The 26,938-nt window shown below is 61.7% G+C and carries 17 protein-coding genes; 11 read left to right on the top strand and 6 right to left on the bottom strand.

The genetic code is table 11. The features are described 5' to 3' along the window. Positions 1-2 precede the first annotated feature (2 nt). Positions 3-1,382 carry an exodeoxyribonuclease VII large subunit gene (xseA, locus tag ATH90_RS23460; RefSeq protein ID WP_034109248.1) on the bottom strand — a complete coding sequence of 460 codons (1,380 nt, stop codon included), beginning with the start codon at positions 1,380-1,382 and terminating at the stop codon, positions 3-5. A gap of 10 nt (positions 1,383-1,392) precedes the next feature. Next, a complete protein-coding gene (locus ATH90_RS23455; RefSeq protein ID WP_034109247.1) occupies positions 1,393-2,283 on the bottom strand; it encodes a LysR family transcriptional regulator in 891 nt (296 codons plus the stop codon). Between the two features lie 99 nt (positions 2,284-2,382). Here ATH90_RS23455 and ATH90_RS23450 point away from each other — a divergent pair, with 99 nt between their 5' ends. From ATH90_RS23450 to guaA, 4 genes are all read left to right on the top strand, one after another. Beyond that, positions 2,383-3,150, top strand: coding sequence for a sulfite exporter TauE/SafE family protein (locus tag ATH90_RS23450; RefSeq protein WP_098467333.1), 768 nt, complete (start codon positions 2,383-2,385; stop codon positions 3,148-3,150). A gap of 136 nt (positions 3,151-3,286) precedes the next feature. After that, a complete protein-coding gene (locus ATH90_RS23445; protein WP_034109245.1) occupies positions 3,287-3,835 on the top strand; it encodes a hypothetical protein in 549 nt (182 codons plus the stop codon). Between the two features lie 104 nt (positions 3,836-3,939). Then, positions 3,940-5,409, top strand: a complete 1,470-nt coding sequence (gene guaB / locus ATH90_RS23440; RefSeq protein WP_034109244.1) for an IMP dehydrogenase — start codon at positions 3,940-3,942, stop codon at positions 5,407-5,409. Between the two features lie 81 nt (positions 5,410-5,490). Further along, entirely contained in the window at positions 5,491-7,068 is a 1,578-nt protein-coding gene (guaA, locus tag ATH90_RS23435) for a glutamine-hydrolyzing GMP synthase (protein ID WP_034109243.1), read from the top strand. Between the two features lie 94 nt (positions 7,069-7,162). Here the strand turns inward: guaA and ATH90_RS23430 are convergent, their stop codons facing one another. Next, entirely contained in the window at positions 7,163-10,453 is a 3,291-nt protein-coding gene (locus tag ATH90_RS23430; RefSeq protein WP_098467332.1) for a membrane-targeted effector domain-containing toxin, read from the bottom strand. Between the two features lie 84 nt (positions 10,454-10,537). Next, the gene (gene treR / locus ATH90_RS23425; RefSeq protein WP_034109242.1) at positions 10,538-11,242 is read right to left on the bottom strand and encodes a trehalose operon repressor; all 705 of its coding nucleotides are present in this window, start codon (positions 11,240-11,242) and stop codon (positions 10,538-10,540) included. A gap of 238 nt (positions 11,243-11,480) precedes the next feature. Between treR and treP the strand changes: the two genes are divergently transcribed. The 5 genes from treP (at position 11,481) to ATH90_RS23400 (ending at position 18,957) form a co-directional block, all read left to right on the top strand. Beyond that, positions 11,481-12,923 (top strand): PTS system trehalose-specific EIIBC component, encoded by a 1,443-nt coding sequence (gene treP, locus ATH90_RS23420; RefSeq protein WP_034109241.1) that lies wholly within the window; start codon positions 11,481-11,483, stop codon positions 12,921-12,923. Between the two features lie 118 nt (positions 12,924-13,041). Beyond that, entirely contained in the window at positions 13,042-14,688 is a 1,647-nt protein-coding gene (treC, locus tag ATH90_RS23415) for an alpha,alpha-phosphotrehalase (protein WP_069078223.1), read from the top strand. A 70-nt stretch (positions 14,689-14,758) separates the two neighbouring features. Beyond that, complete coding sequence (locus ATH90_RS23410; protein ID WP_098467331.1) at positions 14,759-15,979, top strand: maltoporin; 1,221 nt, start codon at positions 14,759-14,761, stop codon at positions 15,977-15,979. Between the two features lie 180 nt (positions 15,980-16,159). Further along, positions 16,160-18,676: a phosphoenolpyruvate--protein phosphotransferase gene (ptsP, locus tag ATH90_RS23405; RefSeq protein WP_098467330.1), complete on the top strand. Its 2,517-nt coding sequence runs from the start codon at positions 16,160-16,162 to the stop codon at positions 18,674-18,676. Between the two features lie 2 nt (positions 18,677-18,678). Then, entirely contained in the window at positions 18,679-18,957 is a 279-nt protein-coding gene (locus ATH90_RS23400) for a PTS sugar transporter subunit IIB (protein WP_069078226.1), read from the top strand. Between the two features lie 125 nt (positions 18,958-19,082). On the opposite strand, the gene mltF is transcribed toward ATH90_RS23400, so the two are convergent. Further along, positions 19,083-20,543 carry a membrane-bound lytic murein transglycosylase MltF gene (gene mltF / locus ATH90_RS23395; protein ID WP_034109236.1) on the bottom strand — a complete coding sequence of 487 codons (1,461 nt, stop codon included), beginning with the start codon at positions 20,541-20,543 and terminating at the stop codon, positions 19,083-19,085. Positions 20,544-20,830: 287 nt separating this feature from the next. On the opposite strand from mltF, the gene purL reads away from it, so the two are divergent. Both purL and ATH90_RS23385 read left to right on the top strand, forming a co-directional pair. After that, on the top strand, positions 20,831-24,727 hold the full coding sequence (gene purL, locus ATH90_RS23390; RefSeq protein ID WP_098467329.1) for a phosphoribosylformylglycinamidine synthase: 3,897 nt from the start codon (positions 20,831-20,833) through the stop codon (positions 24,725-24,727). 4 nt (positions 24,728-24,731) lie between these two features. Next, positions 24,732-25,043, top strand: coding sequence for a YqfO family protein (locus ATH90_RS23385; protein WP_098467328.1), 312 nt, complete (start codon positions 24,732-24,734; stop codon positions 25,041-25,043). 168 nt (positions 25,044-25,211) lie between these two features. Here the strand turns inward: ATH90_RS23385 and nagE are convergent, their stop codons facing one another. Continuing rightward, entirely contained in the window at positions 25,212-26,918 is a 1,707-nt protein-coding gene (gene nagE / locus ATH90_RS23380) for an N-acetylglucosamine-specific PTS transporter subunit IIBC (RefSeq protein ID WP_098467327.1), read from the bottom strand. Between the last annotated feature and the right edge of the window lie 20 nt (positions 26,919-26,938).

Below are 26,938 nucleotides of genomic sequence, written 5' to 3'. Positions count from 1 at the left end.
AATCAATCCAATAACGAAAGGGTGACGGGTGTCAGGTGGTTGTCTTCCACCCGCACTTGCAATTGGCCTTCACCGAGGCGCGCGGTCAGGCGCTGGCCGGTGTGGGTCTGTGCGGCGTTTCGAATCGCCTGGCCGCGCTCGTCCAGCAAGATGCTGTAGCCACGGCCCAGGGTTGCCAGCGGGCTGACCACGTGGAGCGTCTGCACCTGGCTTTGCAACTGCAGGCGCCGCGCCTTGAGGCCTTCGCGCATGGCCCGGGGCAGGCGTTCGGCGAGGCTGTCCAGGCGTTGACGTAGCAGGGCGAGCTGGCGCCCCGGGTGTTGGCCGGCCAGGCGGGTTTCGAGACGGATCAGGCGTTCGCGCCGAGTGTTGAGGCTGCGCTCGAATGCGCGGCGCAAGCGCATGTCCAGGTCATCCAGGCGCTGGGCCTGTTGGCGCAGGCGTTCACCGGGATGACGCAAGCGCCGGGCCATGCCTTCCAGGCGCAGGCGGTCGTGGCTCAGGCGGTTGCGCATCAGCATCACCAGGCGGCGGTGCAGGTTTTCGACCTGGCGCACCAGGTGGCTGGCATCTGGCGCAAGCAATTCGGCCGCGGCAGAGGGGGTAGGGGCGCGTACGTCCGCCACGAAGTCACTGATCGATACATCGGTTTCATGGCCGACGGCACTGACGATCGGTGTGATGCAGGCATCCACCGCACGCGCCACGGCTTCTTCGTTGAAGCACCAGAGGTCTTCCAGGGAGCCGCCGCCGCGGGCCAGGATCAGCGCATCGAAGCCGCGCGCATCCGCCAGCTTCAACGCGCGCACGATCTGGGGGATTGCTTCGCGGCCTTGCACGGCCGTGGGGATCAGTGTCAGTTCAATGTTCGGCGCCCGACGGCGGAACACGCTGATGATGTCGCGGATCACCGCGCCCGTCGGTGAGCTGATGATACCAATGCGCCGTGGGTGCGCCGGCAGCGGTACTTTGCGCTCGGCGCTGAACAGGCCTTCGGCGCTGAGCTTTTCCTTCAATGCATCGAAGGCCAGGCGCAACGCCCCATCGCCGGCCGGCTCCACGGTATCGAGGATCAACTGGTAGTCGCCACGGCCTTCGAACAGCGAGACCTTGCCGCGTACTTTCACTGCCAGGCCATCTTTCAGCGCTTGGCGCACGCGTGCGGCGTTATTGCGAAACAGTGCGCAACGCACCTGCGCGCCGCTGTCCTTGAGGGTGAAGTACACATGGCCGGAAGCCGGGCGAGCGAGGTTGGAGATCTCGCCTTCGACCCAGATATTGGTGAACACGTCTTCCAGCAACACCCGCGCGCGGCCGTTGAGCTGGCTGACAGTCAGGACTTCGCGGTCCAGGCCCAGGCGGGCAAAAGGATCTTTAATCATGGGCGGCAGTTTATAGGCATTCGCGCAAGGTTTGGCAGAATTGCTCCACCAGTGCGCTCGGCGCCTGCGCGCAGGCCAGGGCCACGGTGCTGAGGCAGTCCGGGTCAGCCAGGGGTAAAAAGTGCACGTTGGCCGGGGCAATGTCCCGCATGGATTTTGGTAACAAGGCAATACCGAAGCCGGCCTGGATCAACTGCAGTTGGGTGGTCTTGCGTGACCTCACGCGCGCGGCCTTGGGAAAGAATCCCGCACGCATGCACAACTCGGCTGACAGATAACTCAGGCCGCCACGCTGGGGGTGGGGAATCGAGATAAACGCTTCGTCCTGCAACTGCTCCAGCTGGATGGGCGCCTGACTGCGTACCAACGCATGGTTCGGGGGAACGGCCAGCAGCAGTGGCTCGCTGTACAAAGGCACCACCCGCACGCCCTCGCGCTGGCGCAACACCGGCAAGCGCAGCAACCCGACGTCCAGGCGACCGTCGGCGATGTCTTCCAGCTGCGCTTCGGAGGACAGTTTGGCGATGTCCATCGACACCCCCGGGCAACGCTCCAGCCAGGTACTGATGCCTTGCAGCAACAATCCGCTCATCGGCACAGTGCTCGAATGGCTCAGGCGCAGTGTGCCGAGTTCGCCATTGCCCACCTGGGTCGCCATCTCGCTGGCCTTGAGTAACTCAGCCAGCAGGTTGCGGGCGCGCGGGCAGAAGGCCTCGCCAGCAGCGGTGAGGCGCGGTTGGCGTGCGGTGCGTTCGAACAACGGGGTCTGCAGCTGGGTTTCCAGCGCCTTTATCTGCCGGCTGAGGGCTGATTGCGCCACGAACAGGCGCTCTGCGGCGGCACTGAAACTGCCGCTGTCGACGATTTCGACGAAGTAGCGCAGTTGGCGGGTAGAGATCACACGTCATGCCTTTTCGAGCTGGGTAGGGGGCTTTGAAGATATTAGTCGCATCCCTCGCCGATGGCTAAAGTGATGGCTACCTCTAACAAGGAATTACCCATGGGCCCGGTTGAGCTGATGAGTCAGTGGTCGTTTGGTGGTGCGGATTGGCTGGTGATCGGCGTGGGCGTGGTGGTGGCCTACATCGTGTTTGGCATCGCCGGTTTCGGCACTGCGCTGGTCGCGGGGCCGATCCTGATTCTGTTCATGCCGCTGTCGAAGCTTATCCCGCTGCTGGTATTGCTGGATTTTGTCGCGGCATTTGGCAACCTGCTCCAGTCTCGGCACGACGTCAACAAACCGGAACTGCTGCGATTGCTGCCATGCATGGCGATTGGCTGCACACTCGGCGTGGTGTTTTTGCTCAATCTGCACTCGGATCTGCTGCTGCTGTTGATGGGGCTGTTTATCAGTGCCTACGCGCTTTACAGCTTGGCGGTGAAAGCGCGGCCGACGCAGCTGGCGGCCGCTTGGTCTATTCCCATGGGCACCGTTGGCGGGTTGTTTGGAGCGCTGTTTGGCAGTGGTGGCTTTCTGTATGCGATCTACCTGAACAGCCGCCTGCCCAAGGACGCTGCGCGTGCCACGCAAAGCGCGCTGATCAGTTGCAGCACGGTGGTGCGCCTGAGCCTGTTCCTGGTGGCCGGGGTGTATGCGGATCTGCCGCTGCTGATGTTGGCGCTGTGCCTGTTGCCGGCGATGGCCCTGGGGCTGTGGTGTGGGCGCAGGCTGACGATGCGCATGTCGCGCGAGGCGTTTGTGCGGTTGGTGACCTGGCTGGTCCTTGCCAGTGGCATTGCGTTGATTGGACGGTACTTGAGTACTTGACCTGTGTGGGGCAGGGATTAAGCTGCCAGCCTTCAGGGCCCCATCGCGGGCAAGCCCGGCTCCCACAGTTGATCGCATCCAGTGTGGGAGCCGGGCTTGCCCGCGATGGCGTCAGACGCCACACCGCAGGACTCCCATGAATTCCCAAAGCATCCTTGTCCCGAAAATCTCCACCTTGCCCGTCCACGAACCCCGCGCCCGGGCGATCGTGCGCTGGCTGGTGCGCAAGAACATCATCAAGGAAGCGCTGACCACCTGTGGTCGCACCGGCAACCGCATGGGCTACGCCCTGGCTGACGGTGCGCGTGCGGTCGTGCTGCACCCCGAGGCGCTGCCGTTCAACGAGCCTATCAACGGCCTGGAGATCATCTACAAGCGCTGCATCTATACCCCGGCCAAGGGCTTTCTCGAAGAGGCCGGCTGCCCGGAATGCCTGAAGGAAGTCGGCGAAGCGCTGTTCGAAAGCCTGGAAGATTGGATGCCCGGCCACACCGACAACTTCACCTGCCCGCTGTGTGGGCATGAAGACGACATCAATGGGTTCCTGTTCCTGCAGGAATGCGGGTTTTCCAACCTGGGCTTCATTTTCAACAACTGGGCGGAGGCGGGGTTCAAGCAGAGCTTTATCGACGAATTTGCCGATTGGCTGGACCAGAAGATGAGTTGGGTCAAAGTCGAACTTTAATCCATCTATCAGTATTACCAAGTTTGTCAGAGTTTTACATTGAGCCCGACAGGGTGCATGTATATAATGGCGCGCTTCCATTTTCCCGCTCGGGAGCCCCCGCGATGCTGCGTATCAGCCAAGAAGCTCTGACATTCGACGACATTCTCCTAGTGCCCGGTTATTCCGAGGTGCTTCCTAACGAAGTCAGTCTCAAGACCCGCCTAACCCGTGGCATCGAGCTGAATATTCCCCTGGTTTCCGCTGCCATGGACACCGTCACCGAAGCCCGTCTGGCCATCGCCATGGCTCAGGAAGGCGGCATCGGCATCATCCACAAGAACATGACCATCGAGCAGCAAGCTGCCGAAGTGCGCAAGGTCAAGCGTTACGAAGCCGGTGTGGTGAAAGATCCAATCACCATCGAAGCCGACGCCACCGTGCGTGACCTGTTCGACCTGACCCGCCTGCACAACATCTCCGGCGTTCCGGTACTGCACGATGGCGACCTGGTCGGCATCGTCACTTCCCGTGACGTGCGTTTCGAGAACCGTCTTGAAGTCACCGTCCGTGAGGTGATGACGCCTAAAGAGCGCCTGGTCACCGTCAAGGAAGGCGCCGACAAGAACGATGTGCGCGAACTGCTGCACAAGCACCGCATCGAGCGCGTGCTGATCGTCGACGACAAATTTGTCCTCAAGGGCATGATGACCGTCAACGACATCGAAAAAGCCAAGGCTTACCCATTGGCCAGCAAGGATGACCAAGGTCGTCTGCGCGTTGGCGCTGCGGTCGGTACCGGTAAAGACACCGGTGACCGCGTTTCGGCCCTGGTCGCTGCCGGTGTTGATGTGGTGGTGGTCGACACCGCCCACGGTCACTCCAAAGGCGTGATCGACCGCGTGCGTTGGGTCAAGCAGAACTTCCCTGACGTGCAAGTGATCGGCGGCAACATCGCCACTGGCGCTGCCGCCAAGGCCCTGGCCGAAGCCGGCGCCGACGCAGTCAAGGTCGGTATCGGCCCAGGCTCGATCTGCACCACGCGTATCGTCGCGGGTGTCGGCGTACCGCAAATCAGCGCCATCGCCAACGTCGCCGCTGCCCTTGAAGGCACGGGCGTACCGTTGATCGCCGACGGCGGCATCCGTTTCTCCGGTGACCTGTCCAAGGCCATCGTTGCCGGTGCTTCCTGCGTGATGATGGGCTCGATGTTCGCCGGTACCGAAGAAGCGCCAGGCGAGATCGAACTGTTCCAGGGTCGCTCCTACAAGGCTTACCGTGGCATGGGCTCGCTGGGCGCCATGTCCCAGGCGCAAGGCTCTTCCGACCGTTACTTCCAGGACTCCTCGGCAGGCGCCGAGAAGCTCGTCCCGGAAGGCATCGAAGGCCGTGTGCCGTACAAAGGCACTCTGAGCGCGATCATCCATCAACTGATGGGCGGCCTGCGTTCCTCGATGGGCTACACCGGCAGCGCCGACATCGAAGAAATGCGCACCAAGCCAGAGTTCGTGCGGATCACCGGCGCCGGCATGGCTGAATCCCATGTCCACGACGTGCAGATCACCAAGGAAGCGCCAAACTACCGCGTAGGTTGAGGCTTCCAGCAAAACGTTAAGTAACCGGGGCTGTTCTTTCAGCCCCGAGTTGTTTCTGATTCATTAGACGAGACTGACTTCATGGCCCTCGACATTCACGCCCACCGCATCCTGATCCTCGATTTCGGTTCCCAGTACACCCAGCTGATCGCCCGCCGCGTGCGTGAAATCGGCGTGTACTGCGAACTGCATCCGTTCGACATGGACGACGAAGCGATCCGCGAATTCGCACCGAAAGGCGTCATCCTCGCCGGTGGTCCAGAGTCCGTGCACGAAGCCAACAGCCCGCGCTGCCCGCAAGCCGTATTCGACCTGGGCGTACCGGTCTTCGGTATCTGCTACGGCATGCAGACCATGGCCGAGCAACTGGGCGGCAAGGTTGAAGGTTCCGAGCTGCGTGAATTCGGTTATGCCCGTGTAGACGTGGTCGGCAAGAGCCGCCTGCTGGACGGCATCGAAGACCACATCGACGCCGACGGCCTGTTCGGCCTCGACGTGTGGATGAGCCACGGTGACAAGGTCACCAAGATGCCGGAAGACTTCCACATCCTGGCCAGCACCCCGAGCTGCCCGATTGCCGGCATGTTCAGCGACGAGCGTCGTTACTACGGCGTGCAGTTCCACCCGGAAGTGACCCACACCAAGCAAGGCGGCCGCATCCTGTCGCGCTTCATCCTCGACATCTGCGAGTGTGAAGCCCTGTGGACCCCGTCGAAGATCGCCGAAGACGCCATCGCCCAGGTGCGCGCCCAGGTCGGCACCGACAACGTATTGCTCGGCCTGTCCGGCGGTGTTGACTCCTCCGTGGTTGCTGCGCTGCTGCACAAAGCCATCGGCGACCAACTGACCTGCGTCTTCGTCGACAACGGCCTGCTGCGCCTGCACGAAGGCGAGCAAGTGATGGCCATGTTTGCCGAGAACATGGGAGTCAAGGTGATCCGCGCCAACGCCGAGGACCAGTTCCTCAACAACCTGGCCGGCGAGTCCGACCCGGAGAAGAAGCGCAAGATCATCGGTCGCACCTTCATCGACGTCTTCGATGCGCAGTCCAACAAACTGGACAACATCAAGTTCCTCGCCCAGGGCACCATCTACCCTGACGTGATCGAGTCGGCCGGCGCCAAGAGCGGCAAGGCCCACGTGATCAAGTCCCACCACAACGTGGGTGGCCTGCCTGAGGAAATGAACCTCAAGCTGGTAGAGCCGCTGCGCGAACTGTTCAAGGACGAAGTCCGCCGTCTGGGCCTGGAACTCGGCCTGCCGTACGACATGGTCTACCGTCACCCGTTCCCGGGCCCTGGCCTGGGCGTGCGGATCCTCGGTGAAGTGAAGAAGGAATACGCCGACCTGCTGCGTCGCGCCGACCACATCTTCATCGAAGAACTGCGCAAGGCCGACTGGTACCACAAAGTCAGCCAGGCATTCGTGGTGTTCCAGCCGGTGAAATCCGTAGGCGTCGTAGGCGATGGCCGTCGTTACGCATGGGTCGTGGCCCTGCGTGCCGTAGAGACCATCGACTTCATGACCGCTCGTTGGGCACACCTGCCGTACGAACTGCTGGAAACCGTCAGCGGCCGTATCATCAATGAGATCGAAGGCATTTCGCGCGTTACGTATGACGTGTCGAGCAAGCCGCCGGCGACGATTGAGTGGGAATGATCCCCTGTTGAGCGCTCGCTACTGAGTACTCACGGGTTGGTCTGAACGATGCCGCAAGCCTGTGAAGGCTTGCGGCATTTTTTGTAGCGGCAGATTAGAGTGGTTGGCTCCAGTCGGCGAGGGTCAGCCCCATGGCTTGCACGGCCTTGACCAGCTTGATCATGCTTTTGAAACGCTTGCCGCTGATCGCTGGCCAGGACGGGCGTTCAATGAAGTAGCGGCCGCCATCGGTGTTGATGGCAGTAGACACGATGGCGTTGTCGTTGGCGCGATGAACCAGTTGGGTCGGCCCGCGGGACCGTTGCAACGTGAACATCCCCTTGCAGGGCAGTATGTCCTCCAGGGTACGGCTTTCCTGGCCGGCCCACGGGGTCTCTACCTGCAGAAGCAGGTCGCTTTTGAGGCTATAGGCACGGTGTGGGATTAGTTCGATACCGGTCCTGCCGGGATCGACGATAATGCCCTCTGATTCGCCCTGTGCAACATCTTCGACTCGCACGCCAACGGCTTCTTCCCGTTCGCTGAGGCCTGGTACACCCTCAAACGTGTTCGCGTGGGTTTCCCCCACGAGGGCCACCCATTTATGCACGCCCCTGACTGCCTGATCAGTGTTGATGATTGAGCGTGCGTAAAAATTCATCATCTTTACGCGAGGATCATCGAGCGTTTCCACGACGTTGACGCCTTGCGGAGCAACAGGCTCGAAGCCCTCCAGTCGATAGCTGGCCATGCAATCAATGGCTTGCACCTGGATGCGGTTCTGTCGGGCGGCTTTTACCACTTCCAAAAACGTATAGCGCTTGAGTGGGTCGGTGGAGTGGCCGGTGTCCAGACCCGCGAGGTACTGCTCCAGTGCCTCGGGCATCTCCCCGCTGCGGGCGAAGGCGTGCAGGGCGGTTTGATGGAAGTCAGTCAACAGGTGCTCCATGTACAGGGTTTTCACGCCTTGCCGAGCCAGGAGGGGCATGTTCTCGATCAGCCACTGTTTGCTGCCTATGCCGGCATGGTTTTCCCCAATGACAATGCCCCTGGCTTCCTGGAGCAGTGTGCTGACGATGGTTTCGGCGTTGGCATCGGCCGCCAGCGCGGGCAGGTGAGGCCGTGGGGGCAGCACGATGTTGGCGTAATCGTTGACAGCATCCTGATAGAGCTGCTGGCGCACGGTCTTGAAGTCGTCATAGGGGTTGGCCGCGCCGGATCCGAGCAGGTCAAGGTCGCCATAGTCTTCATGCAGTGCGGGGTTGCCCGGGGTCAGTGCGGCCTCCCTGAGCAAGGGGCGTAGGTTCGGCGGGATGTCGTAGGCCGAGGCTGGCAGCGCAGTCACCGGCGCAGTTCTGTTGAACACAGACCGTAGCATGCCGCCCTTGAGTGCGAGCTTGGGTGCCAGCTCCCATTCACCTTGGGCATTCAGGCGCACCGGCAGGGAGCCCTCAGAGGCATTCGGGTTGGCGGGGTCGATAATGGCCCAGTTACCTGCCCCGTTGATGTCATCCTCATAGCGCACGGCATAGGCTGCATCCTTTTTCAGGATGGCGTTGGGCGGGTCGCTGTTGAGTTGATAAATGCAGCGGAATTTACCGGTTTCGGCCATGGGCGTGGCACCTTCGAGAATCTCGTTGAGTTGCCAGGCCTCTGGTATTTGCACCGCCCCATTGTTTTGCCCGGGCGTAAGCGGCTGATCAAGTCCCGACGTGCTTGTGCCCGTGGCCTCGCTGACCTGACTGAGCGCCGGGCCGACGTTGACCCGTTGCAAGCCTTGCTCCTCGAGTGCCCGGGCGAGGGCCGCCAAGCTGTTATAGCGCGCGCCCTTGAGCAGCGGCCAGGCTTGGGCGTCGATGAAGAATGCGCCCGAAGCGGTGCGCTCAATCGAGTGACGAACGATCGCCCCTGTGCGGGTGTGGTGCAGGATCACGAGGCCGTCTTCTGCCTGCTCGAAAACGAACATACCGTTGTGCCACAGCAGGCTGCGGAGTTGCTGGGGCGTCTGTCCGGGTGTTTGTTCGGGGGGAGGCGACTCAGCGGGTTGAGCGGTTTCGCGGTAGTGAGCCATTTCAGCCGCTTCGGCGTCTGCGTCGAGCTCGGCCAATGGCCCTATTTCCTTGAGCAGTGGCAGGTTGAATAACGTATTGATGCCGGCAAGCACTGCACCAATGACGGCGTCCTTGCGTTCGGCGGACGTCTTGGCGTTGGCGGCCTTGTCGATATTCAAGCCCATGGCGGACAAGCTTGCACCGATGACCGGCAAGGCAATCGGCCAGCCAAGCAGGCTCAAGGGGCCGAACGCACGCAGGCCGGCAGTCAGGTAACCCAGCCAGAGTTGCTGGCGCATCTGGCCGTTGGAGGTGAGCGATATCTCGGCTTCGGCCAGCAAGGCTTCGCGTGTCGAGTCGCGCAAGGCGCTGAAAGCGTCACCCTGGATCACTCGACAGCGCCGGTTGACCTGGTTGTAGTCGGCCTTGCCCCAGGCGCCGACCATACGGTTCATCAACGGGGTGATTTCATCATTGATGGCCTGCCGGTCGGACAGCTGGAAGTGCATCAGCAGGGCCGTGCGGCTGGCCTTGTCATTCATGCGAATCAAGGCCCACCAATGCAGGTCCCTGGGGGTTTCACAGGTGTGGAAGGCCTCGTCATCGCCTGGGACATAAATGATCTGCCGTCCGGCCGGGTCACCAATGCACAGAATGTCGATGGCGACGTAGTCAGCGATACTCAGTTTGCACACTTTCAGGCCCGCGTCCGTGGGTGTCTTGCTGCGCAGCGCTGCCAAGCTGACGGGCCAGGTCAGTGGGCTGCAGGTGGCTTTGATGACCGTGTGAAAGTCGGCGTCGCTCAGTTGCCGCTTGTCCCGAGCCAGCACGGCTTTGTTGAGAAAGTTACATTTGGCCAGGCTCCTGAAATCTTCGGAGAAGTCGGCCCAGAAGGCGTCGAGTGTGCGGTGGTAACGCTCACTGAAATTGATCCGCCACAAATCATTCAGCACCTCGTTGCCGTGCAGGCGTACTTCATTGGTCTGATCGAAGTTCTGGTGCTCGGGGCCTGCCGAGTAAAAGCCGCCGTTCACGTCGAGCAAGTCCGCGTTGTCTTGATCGGTCACCAGGAAACGGTGGATCACCAACTGCACCAAGGTCAGTGAGGCGTGGGGCTGTTCATTGCGGTGTTCCCAGCCTGTAAAGGTATTGCTGTTGCTTTGGGCGCTGTTGAAACGGTGGTAGTAGACCGTCTCGGGGTCGGTGGTGGGCAGGCCGTATCGACCGAGGATTTCCCGGGCCACCAGGCGTGCCTCTGCGTGCAACTCCGGGCAGGCGCGGATAAGCGTGGCAGCGGTGGCCTTCAGTTGGTCCCGGTCGCTGGCATTGGGTAGGGGGATGGTGGTGAGTGGCATGTTCTCGCTCCTGGAGTGGGAGCGAGAAGGTTCAGCGATTGTTCATCGGGTGATGCGCTGCATAGCTAGGGCCGTCCTCGGGCATCAGCGCCGCGCGATGTCGGAGAAGTAGAACTTGTCTAGCGTATGCCGCGACTCGGTGTACTCGAACTGCCGCCCATCCTGCAAAAACGTCTGGTTGCTCACCACGATGACATGGCTCTGGCCTTCGAGGTCCAGGTGGGTCTGGTCGTCCTTGCCGCGCGGCAAGGCTTCGATGGTGCGTTGGGCGTAGGCAATTTGCAGCTGCAAGGTCTGTTCAATAAACGCGTAGATCGACTGTTCGGCAATCGAGCGGTCCAGGCCGGGGATCACGTCGGCCACGAAGTGGTTGATGTCGAGGATCACCCGTTTACCGCCGATGCGCCGTACCCGCTTGATGCGGGTAATCAGGGTGCCAGCTTCGGCTTCGATGTGCTGCAGCAATGAGCCTTCCAGCGGGAACTGGGTGAATTCGACCACTTCGGTGCGTACGTCATCGCCCAGGTCGGCGTGGGTTTCGTGGAAGCTGACAATGCCGCCCAGTTGGAACTCGATCGGGTTCGGCGACAGCACGAAGGTACCCTTGCCGTGGATCTTTTGCGCAAACCCTCGCTCCTGCAACTGCTCGATGGCCCGACGCACGGTGCCTCGGCTGGCCTGGTAGCTGTCCATCAATTCGGTTTCGGAGGGAAGGCGCGTGCCGCGCTGCAGGCGTTCAGTGGTGATGCTGGCAAGCAGATCCGTATAGATCTGGTTGTATTTGCTCATGGGGATGGCTCTTTGCCGGGGTTGCGGTCAAGGCAGGAACCTTAGTGGCAGAGCGGGGGTTTGTCCATTAGACCCTTGGATTTATGCGGCTTACAGCGATGCCGCGGCCTACAGGAAATAAACAAAATGTAACTCGTACAGACGAGTTGTTGCTTTAACTCGTACAGACGAGTACTTTTGCCCTCGGCGTGCTGCCAATGACTGCCCCCAAATAAAAAAATCAAAGTGGAAACCAAGCATGAGCCACGACTATTCGAACATCGCCCGCGAGATTCTCGAGCACCTCGGGGGCAGCGACAACCTTGAGCAAGCTGCCCACTGTGTGACCCGCCTGCGCCTGGCGCTCAAGGACCCGAGCCGGGTCAACAGCAGCGCGCTGAACCAGGTCGACCTGGTCAAGGGTTCGTTCTTCACCGGTGGCCTGTTCCAGGTAGTGATCGGTCCCGGTGAAGTGGAAAAGGTCTACGCCGCCCTGCGCGAGCAGACCGGTCTTGCGGCCGCCACCATCGCCGACGTGAAGAAGAAGGGCGCCGACAAGACCAATGCCATGCAGCGGCTGGTGCGGGTGTTTTCCGATGTGTTCATGCCGATCCTGCCCGCGTTGATCATTGCCGGCCTGTTGATGGGTGTGAACAACCTGATGGGCGCCAAGGGCATGTTCATCGAGGGCAAGACACTGCTTGAGGCCTATCCGAACCTGGATGGCCTGTGGAGCCTGATCAACCTGATGGCCAACACCTCGTTCGTGTTCCTGCCGGCGCTGGTGGGCTGGTCGGCGGCCAAGCGCTTTGGCGGCAGCGAAATCCTCGGCATCGTGCTCGGCCTGATGCTGGTGCACCCGGACCTGCTCAATGCCTGGAACTACGGCAAGGCGGTCGCCGGTCTCGACGGCCAGAGCCTGCCGTACTTCGATATTTTCGGCTGGTTCCAGATTGAAAAGGTCGGCTACCAGGGCCAGATCCTGCCGATCCTGATGGCGGCCTATGTGATGAGCGTCATCGAGAAGTGGCTGCGCGCGCGCGTGCCCAATGCGATTCAACTGCTCGTGGTGCCGATCACCACCATCGTCGTTACCGGTGTGCTGGCCCTGGCCATCATCGGCCCGGTCACCCGTCATCTCGGCATCCTGATCACCGAAGGTGTGGTCACCCTGTTTGACCTTGCACCGATGGTCGGCGGGGCGATCTTCGGCCTGCTGTATGCGCCGCTGGTGATCACCGGCATGCACCACATGTTCCTCGCCGTGGACCTGCAGCTGATCTCCACCCAGGGCGGCACTTTTATCTGGCCGATGATCGTCATGTCCAACCTGGCCCAAGGCAGTGCCGCGCTCGCGGTGTTCTACACCACCCGCAATGCACGGGACAAAAGCATGGCGTCGACCTCGGCGATTTCCGCGTATTTCGGCATCACGGAACCGGCGATGTTCGGGGTGAACCTGCGCTTCAAGTTTCCGTTCTATGCCGCCCTGGTGGGTTCGGCGCTGGGCAGCGTTTTCCTGTCGCTGAACAAGGTGCAGGCGTCGGCCATCGGCGTGGGGGGCTTGCCGGGGTTTATTTCGATCGTGCCGCACTCGATCGCCATGTTTGTGATCGGGATGGTCATCGCGATTGTCGTGCCGTTTGTCCTGACCTGTGCGTTGAGCATGAAGATTGTTCGGCCTGGGTATCGCGTTGCCTGATCTAGCGCTATCGCCGGCACGCCGGCTCCCACATTTGAATGCGTTTCCCTGTGGCAGCCGGGTTTGCCCGCGATGAGGCCCTCAAGGCCAGTACACCACTCTACTGAAGGAACCCACCATGCAAGACTGGCAACACTCGGTGATCTACCAGATCTACCCCAAAAGCTTCCACAGCCACGCGGGTAACGCCACCGGTGACCTGCTGGGCATCGTGGACAAACTCGACTACCTCAAATGGCTGGGCGTCGACTGCCTGTGGATCACCCCGTTCCTGCGTTCGCCGCAACGCGACAATGGCTACGACATCAGCGACTACTACGCCATCGACCCCAGCTACGGGACCATGGCTGACTGCGACCTGCTGATCAGCGAAGCGGCCAAGCGTGGCATCAAGCTGATGCTCGACATCGTGGTCAACCACACATCCATCGAGCACGAGTGGTTCCAACAGGCGCGCAGCAGCCTCGACAACCCGTACCGCGACTTCTACATCTGGCGCGACCAGCCGAACAACTGGGAATCCAAGTTCGGCGGCTCGGCCTGGGAATACGAGGCGCAGACCGGCCAGTACTTCCTGCACCTGTTCGACCACACCCAGGCCGACCTGAATTGGGACAACCCCAAGGTGCGCGCCGAGGTGTTCAAGTTGATGCGCTTCTGGCGGGACAAGGGCGTGGGCGGCTTCCGCCTGGATGTGATCAACCTGATCTCAAAGCCTGCCGATTTCCCCGAGGACAACAGCGACGGCCGTCGCTTCTACACCGATGGCCCGAATGTGCACGAGTACCTGCAGGAAATGCACCGCGAAGTCTTCGAAGGGCATGACCTGATCAACGTCGGCGAGATGTCGTCCACCCGCCTCGAACATTGCATCCGCTACTCCAATCCGGCGTCGAAAGAGCTGTCGATGACCTTCAACTTCCATCATCTGAAAGTCGATTACCCGAACCTGCAGAAATGGGTGAAGGCCGACTTCGACTTCCTGCAACTCAAGCAGATCTTCTCCGACTGGCAAATGGGCATGCAGGCCGGTGGCGGCTGGAACGCGCTGTTCTGGTGTAACCACGACCAGCCACGGGTGGTCTCGCGTTTCGGCAATGACGGTGAGCACCGCGTGGTCTCGGCCAAGATGCTGGCGACCGCGCTGCACTTCCTCCAGGGCACGCCGTATGTGTACCAGGGCGAAGAGCTGGGCATGACCAATCCGGGCTTCGACGCTATCTCGCAGTACCGCGATGTGGAGACCCTGAACATCTTCCGTCTCAAGCGCGATGCGGGTGAGTCCGAGGCGTCGAGCATGGCGGCGATCATGCAGAAGTCCCGCGACAACGGGCGTACGCCGATGCAGTGGAATACCCAGGCCAACGCGGGTTTCAGCACGGGCGAGCCGTGGATCGGCATCCCGGCCAATGCGGCGCAGATCAATGTCGAGAGCCAGCTGGAGGATCCGGATTCGGTGCTGCATCACTACCGGGCGCTGATTGCCTTGCGTCGTCACGAACCGCTGATCCTGGAGGGCGTTTATCGCCCACTGCTGCAAGACCATCTGCAGGTCTGGGCGTACCTGCGCGAGGGCCACGGGGAACGCCTGCTGGTGCTGAATAACTTCTACGGCACGCCCTGCGACATCCAGCTGCCGGACGGCGTGATCAACCCGGCCAGCGAACAACGCCTGCTGATCAGCAACTACCCCGATTGCCCGATGCGTACGGGCACGCTGGTGTTGCGTCCTTATGAATCGTTCGTGCTGCACCTCAAGGACTGAGACCCGCTCTAACCCCGTGTGGGAGCACGGGGCGCTTTGAAAAAACATAATAAAAATATCGGAGTGCTTTATGAAAACAACAATAAGGCTGGGCCTCGTTGCGTCTTGCCTGGGTTTGCCGTTTGGCGCCCAAGCCTTGGAATTTGCCGGTTACTTGCGCAGCGGCGCAGGTACTTCAACGGGCAGTGGCCCCCAGCAATGTTTCCAACTGCCGGGGGCGCAAACCAAATACCGCCTGGGTAACGAATGCGAACAGTACGCCGAACTGGAGTTGCGCCAGGACCTGCTGACGCTGGACGATGGCTCGGTGCTCAGCGTCGATGCGATGGCGTCGCTCTATAACAAGTACGACCGAGAGTTGAAGTTCCAGGGCGAAAACAACGGCACCGCGCGCATGCCGCAACTGTACGCGCAATGGTCCAATCTGCCCGCCCTCAATGGTGGTTCGGTGTGGGCCGGTCGGCGTTACTACAAGCGTAACGACATCCATATCTCCGATTTCTACTACTGGAACCAGAGCGCCACGGGCGGTGGTATCGAGGACGTGCTGATCGGCGACCTCAAGTACAGCTACGCGATTTCCCGCAAGGACAACCTGTACCAGAAGGAGTACGCCACCCGTCACGACTTCAACGTCGCAGGCTTCAAGACCAACCCAGGCGGCGAGCTGGAACTGGGCCTGAGCTACATCGAAAAAGCCGGCGGGCGCGACACCAACAGTGGCTGGGCGATCACCGCGCAGCACGTGCAAAAACCTTTCCTGGGCGGCAAGAACAAGTTCGCCCTGCAATACGGCGAAGGCCCCGGCACTGGCCTCGGGTACACCGGCAATACGTTCCTGGATAACAGCAGCAAAAGTTACCGCGCCGTGGAATTTTTCGACTGGCAAGTGACCCCGCGTTTTGGTGGGCAGGTCGAGGCGGTGTACCAGAAAGACATTCGCCCCGGCAGCCAGGACCAGACCTGGATGTCCATCGGTGTGCGTCCGGCGTACGCGATCAGCGAGCAGTTCAAGCTGGTCACCGAGCTTGGCCATGACCAGGTCGACGCCACCGGCGGTACACGCAAGCTGAGCAAATTTACCTTCGCCCCGACCTGGTCACCCAAGGGACCGGATTTCTGGGCGCGACCGGAAGTACGCTTGTACTACACCTATGCAACCTGGAACGAAGCGGCCAAACGTGCGGCGAATGAATTGGCGGCGGGGTCGGCATTGTCCGATACCGGCTCCTATGGCACGGCGCGACATGGGTCGAACGTTGGCGTGCAAGTCGAATACTGGTGGAAATAGCGCGAACTCATGTGAATGCGCTTTGTGTGGGCGCTGGCTTGCTCGCGATGCGGGCGACTCGGTCTTTCAGTAAAGCTGAGGCGATGCTATCGCAGGCAAGCCCGCTCCCACCTTGGATCGTCGTCATCTTGGGGTTGCATCACCCAATGATTTTTACAGAACAAAACAGCAGGTGAAGTCATGACCCCATCTAAACCCCTGGAATTGCTGGCCCCCTTGTCGGGTGTGCTGCTGCCACTGGACAAGGTGCCCGACCCGGTATTTTCCAGCCGCGTGATCGGCGACGGCCTGTGCATCGACCCGACCTCGCAGACCTTGTGTGCACCGCTGGCCGGGGTGATCAGCAATATCCAGGACAGCGGGCATGCCGTCAGCGTGACTGACGACAACGGCGTCCAGGTGCTGCTGCACATCGGCCTGGACACCGTGAACCTGGCGGGCCAAGGCTTCACCCGGTTGGTACAGGAAGGCCAACGGGTGGAGGCCGGGCAAGCGCTGATCGAGTTCGATGCCGACTACGTGGCGCTTCATGCGCGCAGTCTGCTGACCTTGATGCTGGTGGTCAGTGGCGAACCGTTTAGCGTGTTGACGAGCGGTCTTGTGGAGGCCGGCCAGCCACTGTTGCAGTTATCCCCAAGTGAAACCGTGGACGCGGTGGACGAGGAGGAGGGCGATGCCCTGTTCTCCAAGCCACTGACCTTGCCCAACCCCAACGGCCTGCACGCCCGCCCAGCGGCGGTGTTTGCCCAGGCCGCGAAAGGCTTCAAGGCCAGCATCTACCTGCACAAGCAAACCCAGAGCGCCAACGCGAAGTCGCTGGTGGCGATCATGGCGTTGCAGACCGTGCGGGGCGACACCTTGCAGGTGAGCGCGGCGGGGCAGGATGCCGAGGTGGCGATCCAGGCACTGGTTGCCTTGTTGGCGCAAGGCTGTGGTGAAGCGGTGGCGAGTGTTGCCGAGCCGGTCGCGACGGTGGTGTCGGCGACATTGCTAAAAGGCGTGTGCGCCTCACCGGGTTCGGCGTTTGGTCACGTCGTTCAAGTGATCGAGCCTGCGCTGGCTATTCCTGAACACGGCGCCGGGGCAGCCACCGAACGTGCCGCCCTGGCGCGCGGCCTCCTGGCTGCAACCGAAGCGTTGCAAGCGCTGCAGGACGACGCTGCCGGCAGTGCCCAGGCGGAGATTTTCCGTGCTCATCAGGAACTGCTTGAAGACCCGACCTTGCTTGAACAGGCCCACAGCCTCCTGGCGAGCGGCAAGAGCGCCGCCTTTGCCTGGAACAGCGCCACGGTCGCAACGGCCAAGCAGTTCCAGGGTTCAGGCAATGCCCTGCTGGCCGAGCGTGCGGCCGACCTGGCGGATGTCGGCCAGCGCGTACTGAAGCTGATTCTGGGGATTCGCGACAGCGCCTGGGAGTTGCCCGAGCGCGCTATCCTGATCGCCGAGCAACTGACCCCTTCGCAAACCGCCAGCCTGGATTCCCGCAAAGTGCTGGGGTTTGTCACCGTCGGCGGCGGCGCAACCAGCCACGTCGCGATCCTCGCCCGCGCCCTTGGCCTGCCGGCAATTTGCGGTGTTTCACCCCAGGTGCTGGCGCTGGCCAACGGCAAACAAGTGCTGCTCGACGCCGACAAAGGCGAGCTGCACCTGGAACCGAACCTGGCCGAGATCGAACACTTGGAGGCAGCGCGCAAGCAGCAGGTGCTGCGCCATCAGCGCGACGTGGCGCAGGCGTCTTTGCCAGCCATTACCCGCGACGGACATCACGTCGAGGTCACCGCCAACGTCGCCTCGTTGCAGGAAGTGGAGCATGCCCTGACCCTCGGCGGCGAAGGCGTCGGCCTGTTGCGTTCGGAGTTCCTCTACCTGGACCGCAACCGCGCGCCGAGCCCCGAGGAGCAAGCCGGCACCTACGCCTCGATCGCCCGTGCCCTGGGCACCGAGCGCAACCTGGTGGTGCGCACACTGGATGTCGGTGGTGACAAGCCGCTGGCCTATGTACCCATGGACGCCGAGACCAACCCGTTCCTCGGCTTGCGCGGCATCCGCCTGTGCCTGGAGCGTCCGCAGCTGCTGCGCGAACAGTTTCGCGCGATCCTCGCCAGCGCCGGTCTTGCGCGGCTGCACATCATGTTGCCGATGGTCAGCCTGCTCTCGGAGTTGCACCTGGCGCGCAAGCTCCTTGAAGAAGAAGCGCTGGCGCTGGGGCTCACCGAGTTGCCAAAGCTGGGCATCATGATTGAAGTACCGTCGGCGGCGCTGATGGCGGATGTGTTCGCGCCCCACGTGGACTTTTTCTCCATCGGCACTAATGACCTGACCCAATACACCCTGGCCATGGACCGCGACCACCCGCGCCTGGCCAGCCAGGCCGACAGTTTCCACCCTGCCGTGCTGCGCCTGATCGCCACCACGGTCAAGGCCGCGCATGCCCACGGCAAGTGGGTAGGCGTGTGCGGCGCGTTGGCCTCCGAAGCGCTGGCCGTGCCGGTGCTGATTGGTATGGGGGTGGATGAGTTGTCGGTCAGCGTGCCGTTGATCCCCACCATCAAGGCCACCGTACGCGAGCTGGACCTGGCCGACTGCCAGATCATCGCTCGCCAGGTCTTGGGACTGGATGAAGCCGCCCTCGTGCGTGACGCCCTGCGCCAATATCAGGCGGCCACCGTTGAAACCTCACCTGTCGTGGAGCTTTGAGCATGTTCGAGAAATTGCAGCGGGCGTTCTGGAAAGCCCTCACGCCGGATTTGATTGCCGAGACCGTAGCAACACCGCCGCAAGGTCTGCTGTCGGCCGAAGTACTCAGCGCGCTGGGCGGCGCGGATAACCTCAAGTCGCAGCAGCGTGTGGCGCTGACGCGGGTGCGGGTGCAGTTGCAGGATACGGGGCGGTTGGATGAGCCTGCGCTAAAGGCAGCAGGCGTGGCGGGCGTGATGGTGTTGGCGGGCGGGGTGGTGCACCTGCTGAGCGGTCTTTAAGCCAAGCGCAGATAAACATGTGGGAGCGGGCTTGCCCGCGAAGGGGGAGGGTCAGTCACCAGATGTGTCGACTGACCCACTGCTTTCGCGAGCAAGCCCGTTCCCACATGCGCCCTGCAGTGTTCTTACAACTGTGGGTTATCTTCCGGCGGCTTGGTCTTGTCCACGCCTGGCACATGCAAGTTGCCTTCGACCACCTGGTTGCCCTCCAGCTGCGGCTGGGTCACCCAGGTGAGGATGTCGTAATACCGCCGGATGTTCGCCACGAAGTGCACCGGTTCACCACCGCGCGCATACCCATAGCGGGTCTTGCTGTACCACTGCTTCTGCGACAGGCGCGGCAGCATCTTCTTCACGTCCAGCCACTTGTTCGGGTTCAGCCCTTCGCGCTTGGCCAGTGTGCGTGCGTCCTCCAGGTGGCCGGTGCCGACGTTATAGGCGGCGAGGGCGAACCAGGTGCGGTCCGGCTCGGCGATGCTGTCGTCCAGTTCATCCTTGATCTTGGCCAGGTACTTGGCGCCGCCCATGATGCTTTGCTTGGGGTCCAGTCGATTGGACACGCCCATGGCCTGGGCGGTGTTCTGGGTGAGCATCATCAGGCCACGCACACCCGTCTTGGAGGTGACGGCCGGCTGCCACAGCGATTCCTGATAGCCGATGGCCGCCAATAGGCGCCAATCGACCTTTTCTTCCTTGGCATAGGCCCGGAAATGTTTCTCGTACTTGGGCAAGCGCTGCTGCAAATGCTGGGCGAAGGTGTAGGCGCCCACATAGCCGAGCACGTCGACGTGCCCGTAGTAGCGGTCTTTGAGGCGCTGCAAGGTGCCGTTCTTTTCGACTTTATCCAGGTAGCTGTTGATCTCGTTGAGCAGGCTGTTGTCTTCACCCGCTGCCACGGCCCAGCTCTGGTTGCTGGCGTTGCCCAGGTCGAACGCGACGCGCACGTTGGGGAAGTACACCTGATTCATCGCGACTTCGTTGGAGTCCACGAGGGTCAGGTCGATTTGTCCCTCGTCCACCATACGTAACAGGTCGACTACCTCAACAGCGTCGGACTCTTCGTATTCAATCGCAGGATTCTGCTTTTTAAGCGCCGCCAGTTGTTCGGCATGGGTGCTGCCCTTGAGCACCATGATCTTCTTGCCCACCAGGTCCGCCGCATTGGTCGGGCGCGACTGGCCATTGCGGTAGATGACCTGCGGGGTAACTTCAAGATAAGGGTGGGAGAAACGGACTTGCTGCTGGCGCTGTTCGCTGCTGACCAGGCCGGCCGCTGCGATGACCGGGCCGTTCGGCTTGCCCAGCTGGCCGAACAGGTCGTCGAGGTTGTCGGCGGTCTCGATTTCCAGCTTCACGCCCAGGTCGTCGGCGAAGCGCTTGACCAGCTCGTATTCGAAACCGGTTTCACCGTTGCGGTCCTGGAAATAAGTGGCCGGGCTGTTCCGAGTAACCACCCGCAATACGCCATCCTCCTTGATTCGCTCGAGCGTGCTGGGTTTATCAACACAGGCGCTGAGCATCAGGAAGAGTCCGGTGGCGATGAGCCATTTGGCGCATCGCGGGCGCAAAGCAGTTGGGGAGAACATCTGCGCAGTATACGCAAACGGCCCACGGCGCCATATCTCGACAGCGTGGGAGTTGTCTGCTAGTACCGGCAAAACTGTGCTGTAGCCCGCAGAAACGCGGCTTGCCGAGGGATTGTGACGGTTAAAATAACTGCGCCGAATGCCCTGTAGGGCCCCTCGAAAGGGGGCTAATCCGGCCAACTGACGTCTGGCAGCAGCCACCGGTAGCGTTTCGAGTGCCGTTGGCGGCGGTTTACGCTAGAATGCACGGCCTCAAAGCACACCCCCTTCCCGAGGCTGTCCCGAAGATGTTGATCCTGCGCGGCGCTCCTGCCCTTTCTGCCTTTCGCCACAGCAAACTCCTTGAGCAACTGAGCCAGAAGGTTCCAGCTGTTACAGGCCTGTACGCTGAATTTGCTCACTTCGCCGACGTTACCGGCGTGTTGACCGCCGACGAACAGCAAGTGCTGGCACGCCTTCTGAAGTACGGCCCAAGCGTTCCGGTTCAAGAGCCTAGCGGCCGCTTGTTCCTGGTTCTGCCGCGGTTCGGCACCATCTCGCCCTGGTCGAGCAAGGCCAGCGATATCGCCCGCAACTGTGGCCTGGACAAAATCCAGCGCCTGGAGCGGGGTATCGCTTTCTACGTCGCCGGCCAGTTCAGCGATGCCGAAGCCGAGCTGATCGCCAGCAGCCTGCACGACCGCATGACCCAGATCATCGTCAGTCAGCTGGAACAGGCTGCCGGCCTGTTCAGCCACGCCGAGCCCAAGCCGCTGACCGCGATTGACGTGCTTGGCGGTGGCCGCGCCGCCCTCGAGAAGGCCAATACCGAACTGGGCCTGGCCCTGGCCGAAGACGAGATCGACTACCTGGTCAACGCCTTCAACGGCTTGAAGCGCAACCCGCACGACATCGAGCTGATGATGTTCGCCCAGGCCAACTCCGAGCATTGCCGTCACAAGATCTTCAACGCCAGTTGGGACATCGACGGCGAAAGCCAGGAAAAAAGCCTGTTCGGCATGATCAAGAACACCTACGTGATGCACAGCGAAGGCGTTCTTTCTGCTTATAAGGACAACGCCTCGGTCATCGTCGGCTCCGTCGCCGGCCGTTTCTTCCCGGACCCCGAGACCCGCCAGTACGGCGCGGTGCAGGAACCGGTGCACATCCTGATGAAGGTTGAGACCCACAACCACCCGACCGCGATTGCCCCGTTCCCGGGTGCAGCCACGGGTTCCGGCGGTGAAATCCGTGACGAAGGCGCAACCGGCCGTGGCGCCAAGCCCAAGGCGGGCCTCACCGGTTTTACCGTGTCCAACCTGCAGATCCCGGGCTTCGAACAGCCGTGGGAAGTGCCGTACGGCAAGCCTGAGCGCATCGTTACCGCGCTGGACATCATGATCGAAGGCCCATTGGGCGGCGCCGCGTTCAACAACGAATTCGGGCGTCCGGCGCTGACCGGTTACTTCCGCACGTTCGAACAGTCCATCACCACCCCGCGTGGCGATGAAGTGCGCGGCTATCACAAGCCGATCATGCTGGCTGGCGGCATGGGCAACATCCGTGAAGAACACGTCAAGAAAGGCGAGATCCTGGTCGGCTCCAAGCTGATCGTCCTCGGCGGCCCGGCGATGTTGATCGGCCTGGGCGGCGGCGCGGCTTCCTCCATGGCCACCGGCACCAGCTCGGCCGACCTGGACTTCGCTTCCGTACAGCGCGAAAACCCAGAGATGGAACGCCGCTGCCAGGAAGTCATCGACCGTTGCTGGCAGTTGGGTGACAAGAACCCGATCAGCTTCATCCACGACGTCGGCGCGGGCGGCTTGTCCAACGCCTTCCCGGAACTGGTCAACGATGGCGACCGTGGTGGCCGTTTCGAACTGCGCAACATTCCAAATGACGAGCCGGGCATGGCCCCGCACGAAATCTGGAGCAACGAATCCCAGGAGCGTTACGTACTGGCGGTTGGCGCGCAAGACTTCGCGCGCTTCCAGGCCATCTGCGAACGCGAGCGCTGCCCGTTTGCCGTGGTCGGCGAAGCCACTGCCGAACCACAACTGACCGTCACCGACAGCCACTTCGGCAACAGCCCGGTGGACATGCCACTCGAAGTGCTGCTGGGCAAAGCCCCACGCATGCACCGCTCGGCGGTCCGTGAAGCCGAGCTGGGCGATGACTTCGACCCAAGCACGCTGGAGCTGGCCGATAGCATCGAACGCGTGCTGCACCACCCGGCCGTGGCAAGCAAAAGCTTCCTGATCACCATCGGCGACCGCACCATCACCGGCCTGGTTGCCCGTGACCAAATGGTCGGCCCGTGGCAGGTCCCGGTGGCTGACGTTGCCGTCACCGCCACCAGCTTCGATGTCTACACCGGTGAAGCGATGGCCATGGGCGAGCGCACGCCGCTGGCCCTGCTGGACGCTCCGGCGTCGGGCCGCATGGCCATTGGTGAAACCCTCACCAACATCGCCGCGTCGCGCATTGGCAAACTGTCCGACATCAAGCTGTCGGCCAACTGGATGTCGGCAGCCGGTCACCCGGGTGAAGACGCACGCCTGTACGACACCGTCAAAGCGGTCGGCATGGAACTGTGCCCTGAACTGGGTATCACCATTCCGGTGGGCAAGGACTCGATGTCCATGGCTACCCGCTGGAACGAAGACGGCACCGACAAGAGCGTCACTTCGCCGCTGTCGCTGATCGTGACCGGTTTCGCCCCGGTCACCGATATCCGCCAGACCCTGACCCCACAACTGCGCATGGACAAGGGCACCACTGACCTGGTCCTGATCGACCTGGGCCGTGGCCAGAACCGCATGGGCGCCTCGATCCTCGCGCAGACCCATGGCAAGCTCGGCAAGCAGGCACCGGACGTCGATGACGCCGAAGACCTGAAAGCCTTCTTCGCCGTGATCCAGGGCCTGAACGCCGACGGCCACCTGTTGGCTTACCACGACCGTTCCGACGGTGGTTTGCTGACCAGCGTTGTCGAGATGGCTTTCGCCGGTCACTGTGGCCTGAACATCGTGCTCGACAGCGTTGCCGAGGATGCGTCCGAAATCAACGGCATCCTGTTCAACGAAGAGTTGGGTGCGGTGATCCAGGTTCGCCAGGACGCTACCCCGGACGTGCTCGCACAATTCAGCGCCGCTGGCCTGGATGACTGCGTGGCCGTGATCGGCCAGCCGATCAACAATGGCGAGATCAACATCTCGTTCAACGGCGACACGGTGTTCGCTGGCCAGCGCCGCTTGCTGCAACGCCAGTGGGCCGAGACCAGCTACCAGATCCAACGCCTGCGTGATAACGCCGACTGCGCCGAGCAGGAATTCGACGCGATCCTGGAAGAAGACAACCCGGGCCTGAGCACCAAGCTCAGCTTCGACGTCAACCAGGACATCGCCGCGCCTTACATCAAGAAAGGCATCCGCCCACAGGTTGCGGTACTGCGTGAGCAGGGCGTCAACGGCCAGGTGGAAATGGCGGCCGCGTTCGACCGTGCTGGCTTCAATGCGATCGACGTGCACATGAGCGACATCCTCGCCGGTCGCGTTGACCTCAACGAGTTCAAAGGCTTGGTCGCCTGCGGCGGTTTCTCCTACGGCGACGTACTGGGTGCCGGTGAAGGCTGGGCCAAGTCGGCCTTGTTCAACAGCCGTGCCCGCGACGCGTTCCAGGGCTTCTTCGAGCGTAACGACAGCTTCACCCTGGGTGTGTGCAACGGTTGCCAGATGATGTCCAACCTGCACGAACTGATCCCGGGCAGCGAGTTCTGGCCGCACTTTGTGCGTAACCGTTCCGAGCAGTTCGAAGCCCGTGTCGCCATGGTGCAGGTGCAGGAGTCCAACTCGATCTTCCTGCAAGGCATGGCCGGTTCGCGCATGCCAATCGCCATTGCCCACGGTGAAGGCCATGCCGAGTTCGAAAGCGAAGAAGCCTTGCTCGAAGCCGACCTGTCCGGTTGCGTGGCCATGCGTTTCGTCGACAACCACGGCAAGGTCACCGAGGCCTACCCGGCTAACCCGAACGGCTCGCCACGCGGGATCACCGGCCTTACCAGCCGCGACGGTCGCGTGACCATCATGATGCCGCACCCGGAGCGTGTATTCCGCGCCGTGCAGAACTCGTGGCGTCCGGAAGAGTGGAACGAAGACGGCGCCTGGATGCGCATGTTCCGCAACGCCCGCGTGTGGGTGAACTAAGGCCGTGTACAAGCTCAGCTTCTTCGTGCCCGACAGCCATGTGGAGACAGTGAAAACCGCCGTCTTCGCCGCTGGCGGCGGGCGCATCGGCAGCTACGACAGCTGCGCCTGGCAAGTGCTGGGCCAGGGCCAATTCCGCGCATTAGACGGCAGCCAGCCGTTTATCGGGCAGGTCGGCCAGGTTGAAGTGGTTGAAGAATGGAAGGTTGAGCTGGTGGTGGCGGATGAGTTGATCGTGGCTGTCGTGGCGGCGCTCAAACTAAGCCACCCGTATGAAACACCGGCTTATGAAGTGTGGCAGTTGGCGGATTTTTGATTCGCACGCTGCATCAACAAGAAACCCGCTGGGCCCGTTTGGCCAGCGGGTTTTTTGTTGCGTGTAAGGCCAATCGCGGGCAAGCCCGCTCCCACATTTTGCTTTGCGAATACATGCAAATGTGGGCGCTGGCTTGCCTGCGATCAGGTTGGTCCAGTCAGTGATAATCTACACCCTGGCACCCACCTCACGCCCGCTGACCAATCGCTCCAGCGCCTCACTCAACCCCGACGCCTTGTCACCGATCAACAGGTGCCAGACACCACTGTCCAACTGGCTCACACCTTGGCAACCCAGCGCGGTCAGCCCTGCTTCGGACAGCGCCGAATCGTCCCCCAATTCCACCCGCAACCGGGTCATCGCCACCGCATCCAACTGACGCACATTCCCTCGGCCACCCAAGGCATCCAGCCATTTCTCGGCCTCCTGCACATTCACTGCAACCGGCTTATCCGCAGGCGCAGCCTTCACTGGCATGCTGGCAACAAACGTCGGCATGGCCAGCCGAATCTCATCGGCAATGCTGTCGGCCATCGGCCCTACCACCACCTGCAAGCTCCCGCCATTGCCCGGTCGAACCACAGCCATGGCGCCCAGTGCTTTGAGCTCGGCATCCACTGCCTTGTTGCGGTCAACCATGTCCAGGCGTAAGCGCGTCGTGCACGCGCCGACACTCAATAGATTCGCCGCCCCTCCCAGCGCACGGATGTAGGCGCTGGCCCGCTGGTTATCGCTCATCGCTTCAGCTTGTACGACCTGAATATCTTCACGCCCCGGCGTTTTCAGGTTGAAGCGGCGAATGCAGTAGTTGAACACGCTGTAGTAGATCAGCGCATACGCAAAGCCCACCGGGAACACCAGCCAGCCATTGGTGGACTTGCCCCAGCCCAGCACCATGTCGATGAACCCACCGGAGAACGTAAAGCCCAGGTGGATATTCAGCATGTCAGTGACAGCCATCGACAGGCCAGTCAGCACGGCGTGGATCAGGTACAGGAACGGTGCGAGGAACATGAAGGCGAATTCGATCGGCTCGGTCACCCCGGTCAGGAACGAGGTCAGCGCCATCGACAGGAAAATCCCGCCCATCACTTTGCGGCGCTCTGGCAGCGCGTTGCGGTACATGGCCAGGCACGCTGCGGGCAAGCCAAACAGCATGACCGGGAACATGCCGGTCATGAACTGGCCGCCTTTCGGGTCGCCTGCAAAGTAGCGGGTGAGGTCGCCCGTCACGACCGCGCCGGTAGCGGGGTCGGTGAAGGTGCCGAACACGAACCAGGCCATGTTGTTGAGGATGTGGTGCAGGCCGGTGACGATCAGCAAGCGGTTGAACACGCCGAACACGAAGGCACCAATGCTGCCGCTTTCCATCAGCAACACACCGAAGCTGTTGATGCCATGCTGGATCGGCGGCCAGATCAGGCCGAAGATCACGCCCAGCGCGACCGCTGAAAACCCGGTGACAATCGGCACAAACCGTCGCCCACCAAAGAACGCCAGGTACTCGGGCAGCTTGATGTCCTTGAAGCGGTTATACAGCCCGCCCGCCATCAAGCCGCTGGCGATACCGGCGAGCATGCCCATGTTGATGCTGGTGTCCATCACCTTGAGCGTGGAGACCATCACCAGGTAACCAATCGCGCCGGCGAGGCCCGCGGTACCGTTGTTGTCGCGGGCGAAACCCACGGCAATCCCGATGGCGAAGATCAGCGCCAGGTTGGCGAAGATCGCCTGCCCCGCGTCGTGCATCACGGCGATGTTCAGCAGGTCGGTGTCGCCCAGGCGCAGGAGCAGGCCGGCGATCGGCAGGATCGCGATCGGCAGCATCAGTGCGCGGCCCAGGCGTTGCAGGCCTTCGATAAAGTGTTGGTACATGGCGTGTCTCCCTTTGTTGT

It is taken from the genome of Pseudomonas lurida (assembly GCF_002563895.1).
Taxonomy (GTDB): Bacteria; Pseudomonadota; Gammaproteobacteria; order Pseudomonadales; family Pseudomonadaceae; genus Aquipseudomonas; species Aquipseudomonas lurida.
This window is presented reverse-complemented; position numbering and strand designations above follow the sequence as displayed.

What these genes read in the sequence shown, in the direction of transcription:
- xseA (WP_034109248.1), bottom strand. Translation starts at nt 1,382, where the DNA reads ATGATTAAAGATCCTTTTGCCCGCCTGGGCCTGGACCGCGAAGTCCTG.
- ATH90_RS23450 (WP_098467333.1), top strand. Translation starts at nt 2,383, where the DNA reads ATGGGCCCGGTTGAGCTGATGAGTCAGTGGTCGTTTGGTGGTGCGGAT.
- ATH90_RS23445 (WP_034109245.1), top strand. Translation starts at nt 3,287, where the DNA reads ATGAATTCCCAAAGCATCCTTGTCCCGAAAATCTCCACCTTGCCCGTC.
- guaB (WP_034109244.1), top strand. Translation starts at nt 3,940, where the DNA reads ATGCTGCGTATCAGCCAAGAAGCTCTGACATTCGACGACATTCTCCTA.
- guaA (WP_034109243.1), top strand. Translation starts at nt 5,491, where the DNA reads ATGGCCCTCGACATTCACGCCCACCGCATCCTGATCCTCGATTTCGGT.
- ATH90_RS23430 (WP_098467332.1), bottom strand. Translation starts at nt 10,453, where the DNA reads ATGCCACTCACCACCATCCCCCTACCCAATGCCAGCGACCGGGACCAA.
- treR (WP_034109242.1), bottom strand. Translation starts at nt 11,242, where the DNA reads ATGAGCAAATACAACCAGATCTATACGGATCTGCTTGCCAGCATCACC.
- treP (WP_034109241.1), top strand. Translation starts at nt 11,481, where the DNA reads ATGAGCCACGACTATTCGAACATCGCCCGCGAGATTCTCGAGCACCTC.
- treC (WP_069078223.1), top strand. Translation starts at nt 13,042, where the DNA reads ATGCAAGACTGGCAACACTCGGTGATCTACCAGATCTACCCCAAAAGC.
- ATH90_RS23410 (WP_098467331.1), top strand. Translation starts at nt 14,759, where the DNA reads ATGAAAACAACAATAAGGCTGGGCCTCGTTGCGTCTTGCCTGGGTTTG.
- ptsP (WP_098467330.1), top strand. Translation starts at nt 16,160, where the DNA reads ATGACCCCATCTAAACCCCTGGAATTGCTGGCCCCCTTGTCGGGTGTG.
- ATH90_RS23400 (WP_069078226.1), top strand. Translation starts at nt 18,679, where the DNA reads ATGTTCGAGAAATTGCAGCGGGCGTTCTGGAAAGCCCTCACGCCGGAT.
- mltF (WP_034109236.1), bottom strand. Translation starts at nt 20,543, where the DNA reads ATGTTCTCCCCAACTGCTTTGCGCCCGCGATGCGCCAAATGGCTCATC.
- purL (WP_098467329.1), top strand. Translation starts at nt 20,831, where the DNA reads ATGTTGATCCTGCGCGGCGCTCCTGCCCTTTCTGCCTTTCGCCACAGC.
- nagE (WP_098467327.1), bottom strand. Translation starts at nt 26,918, where the DNA reads ATGTACCAACACTTTATCGAAGGCCTGCAACGCCTGGGCCGCGCACTG.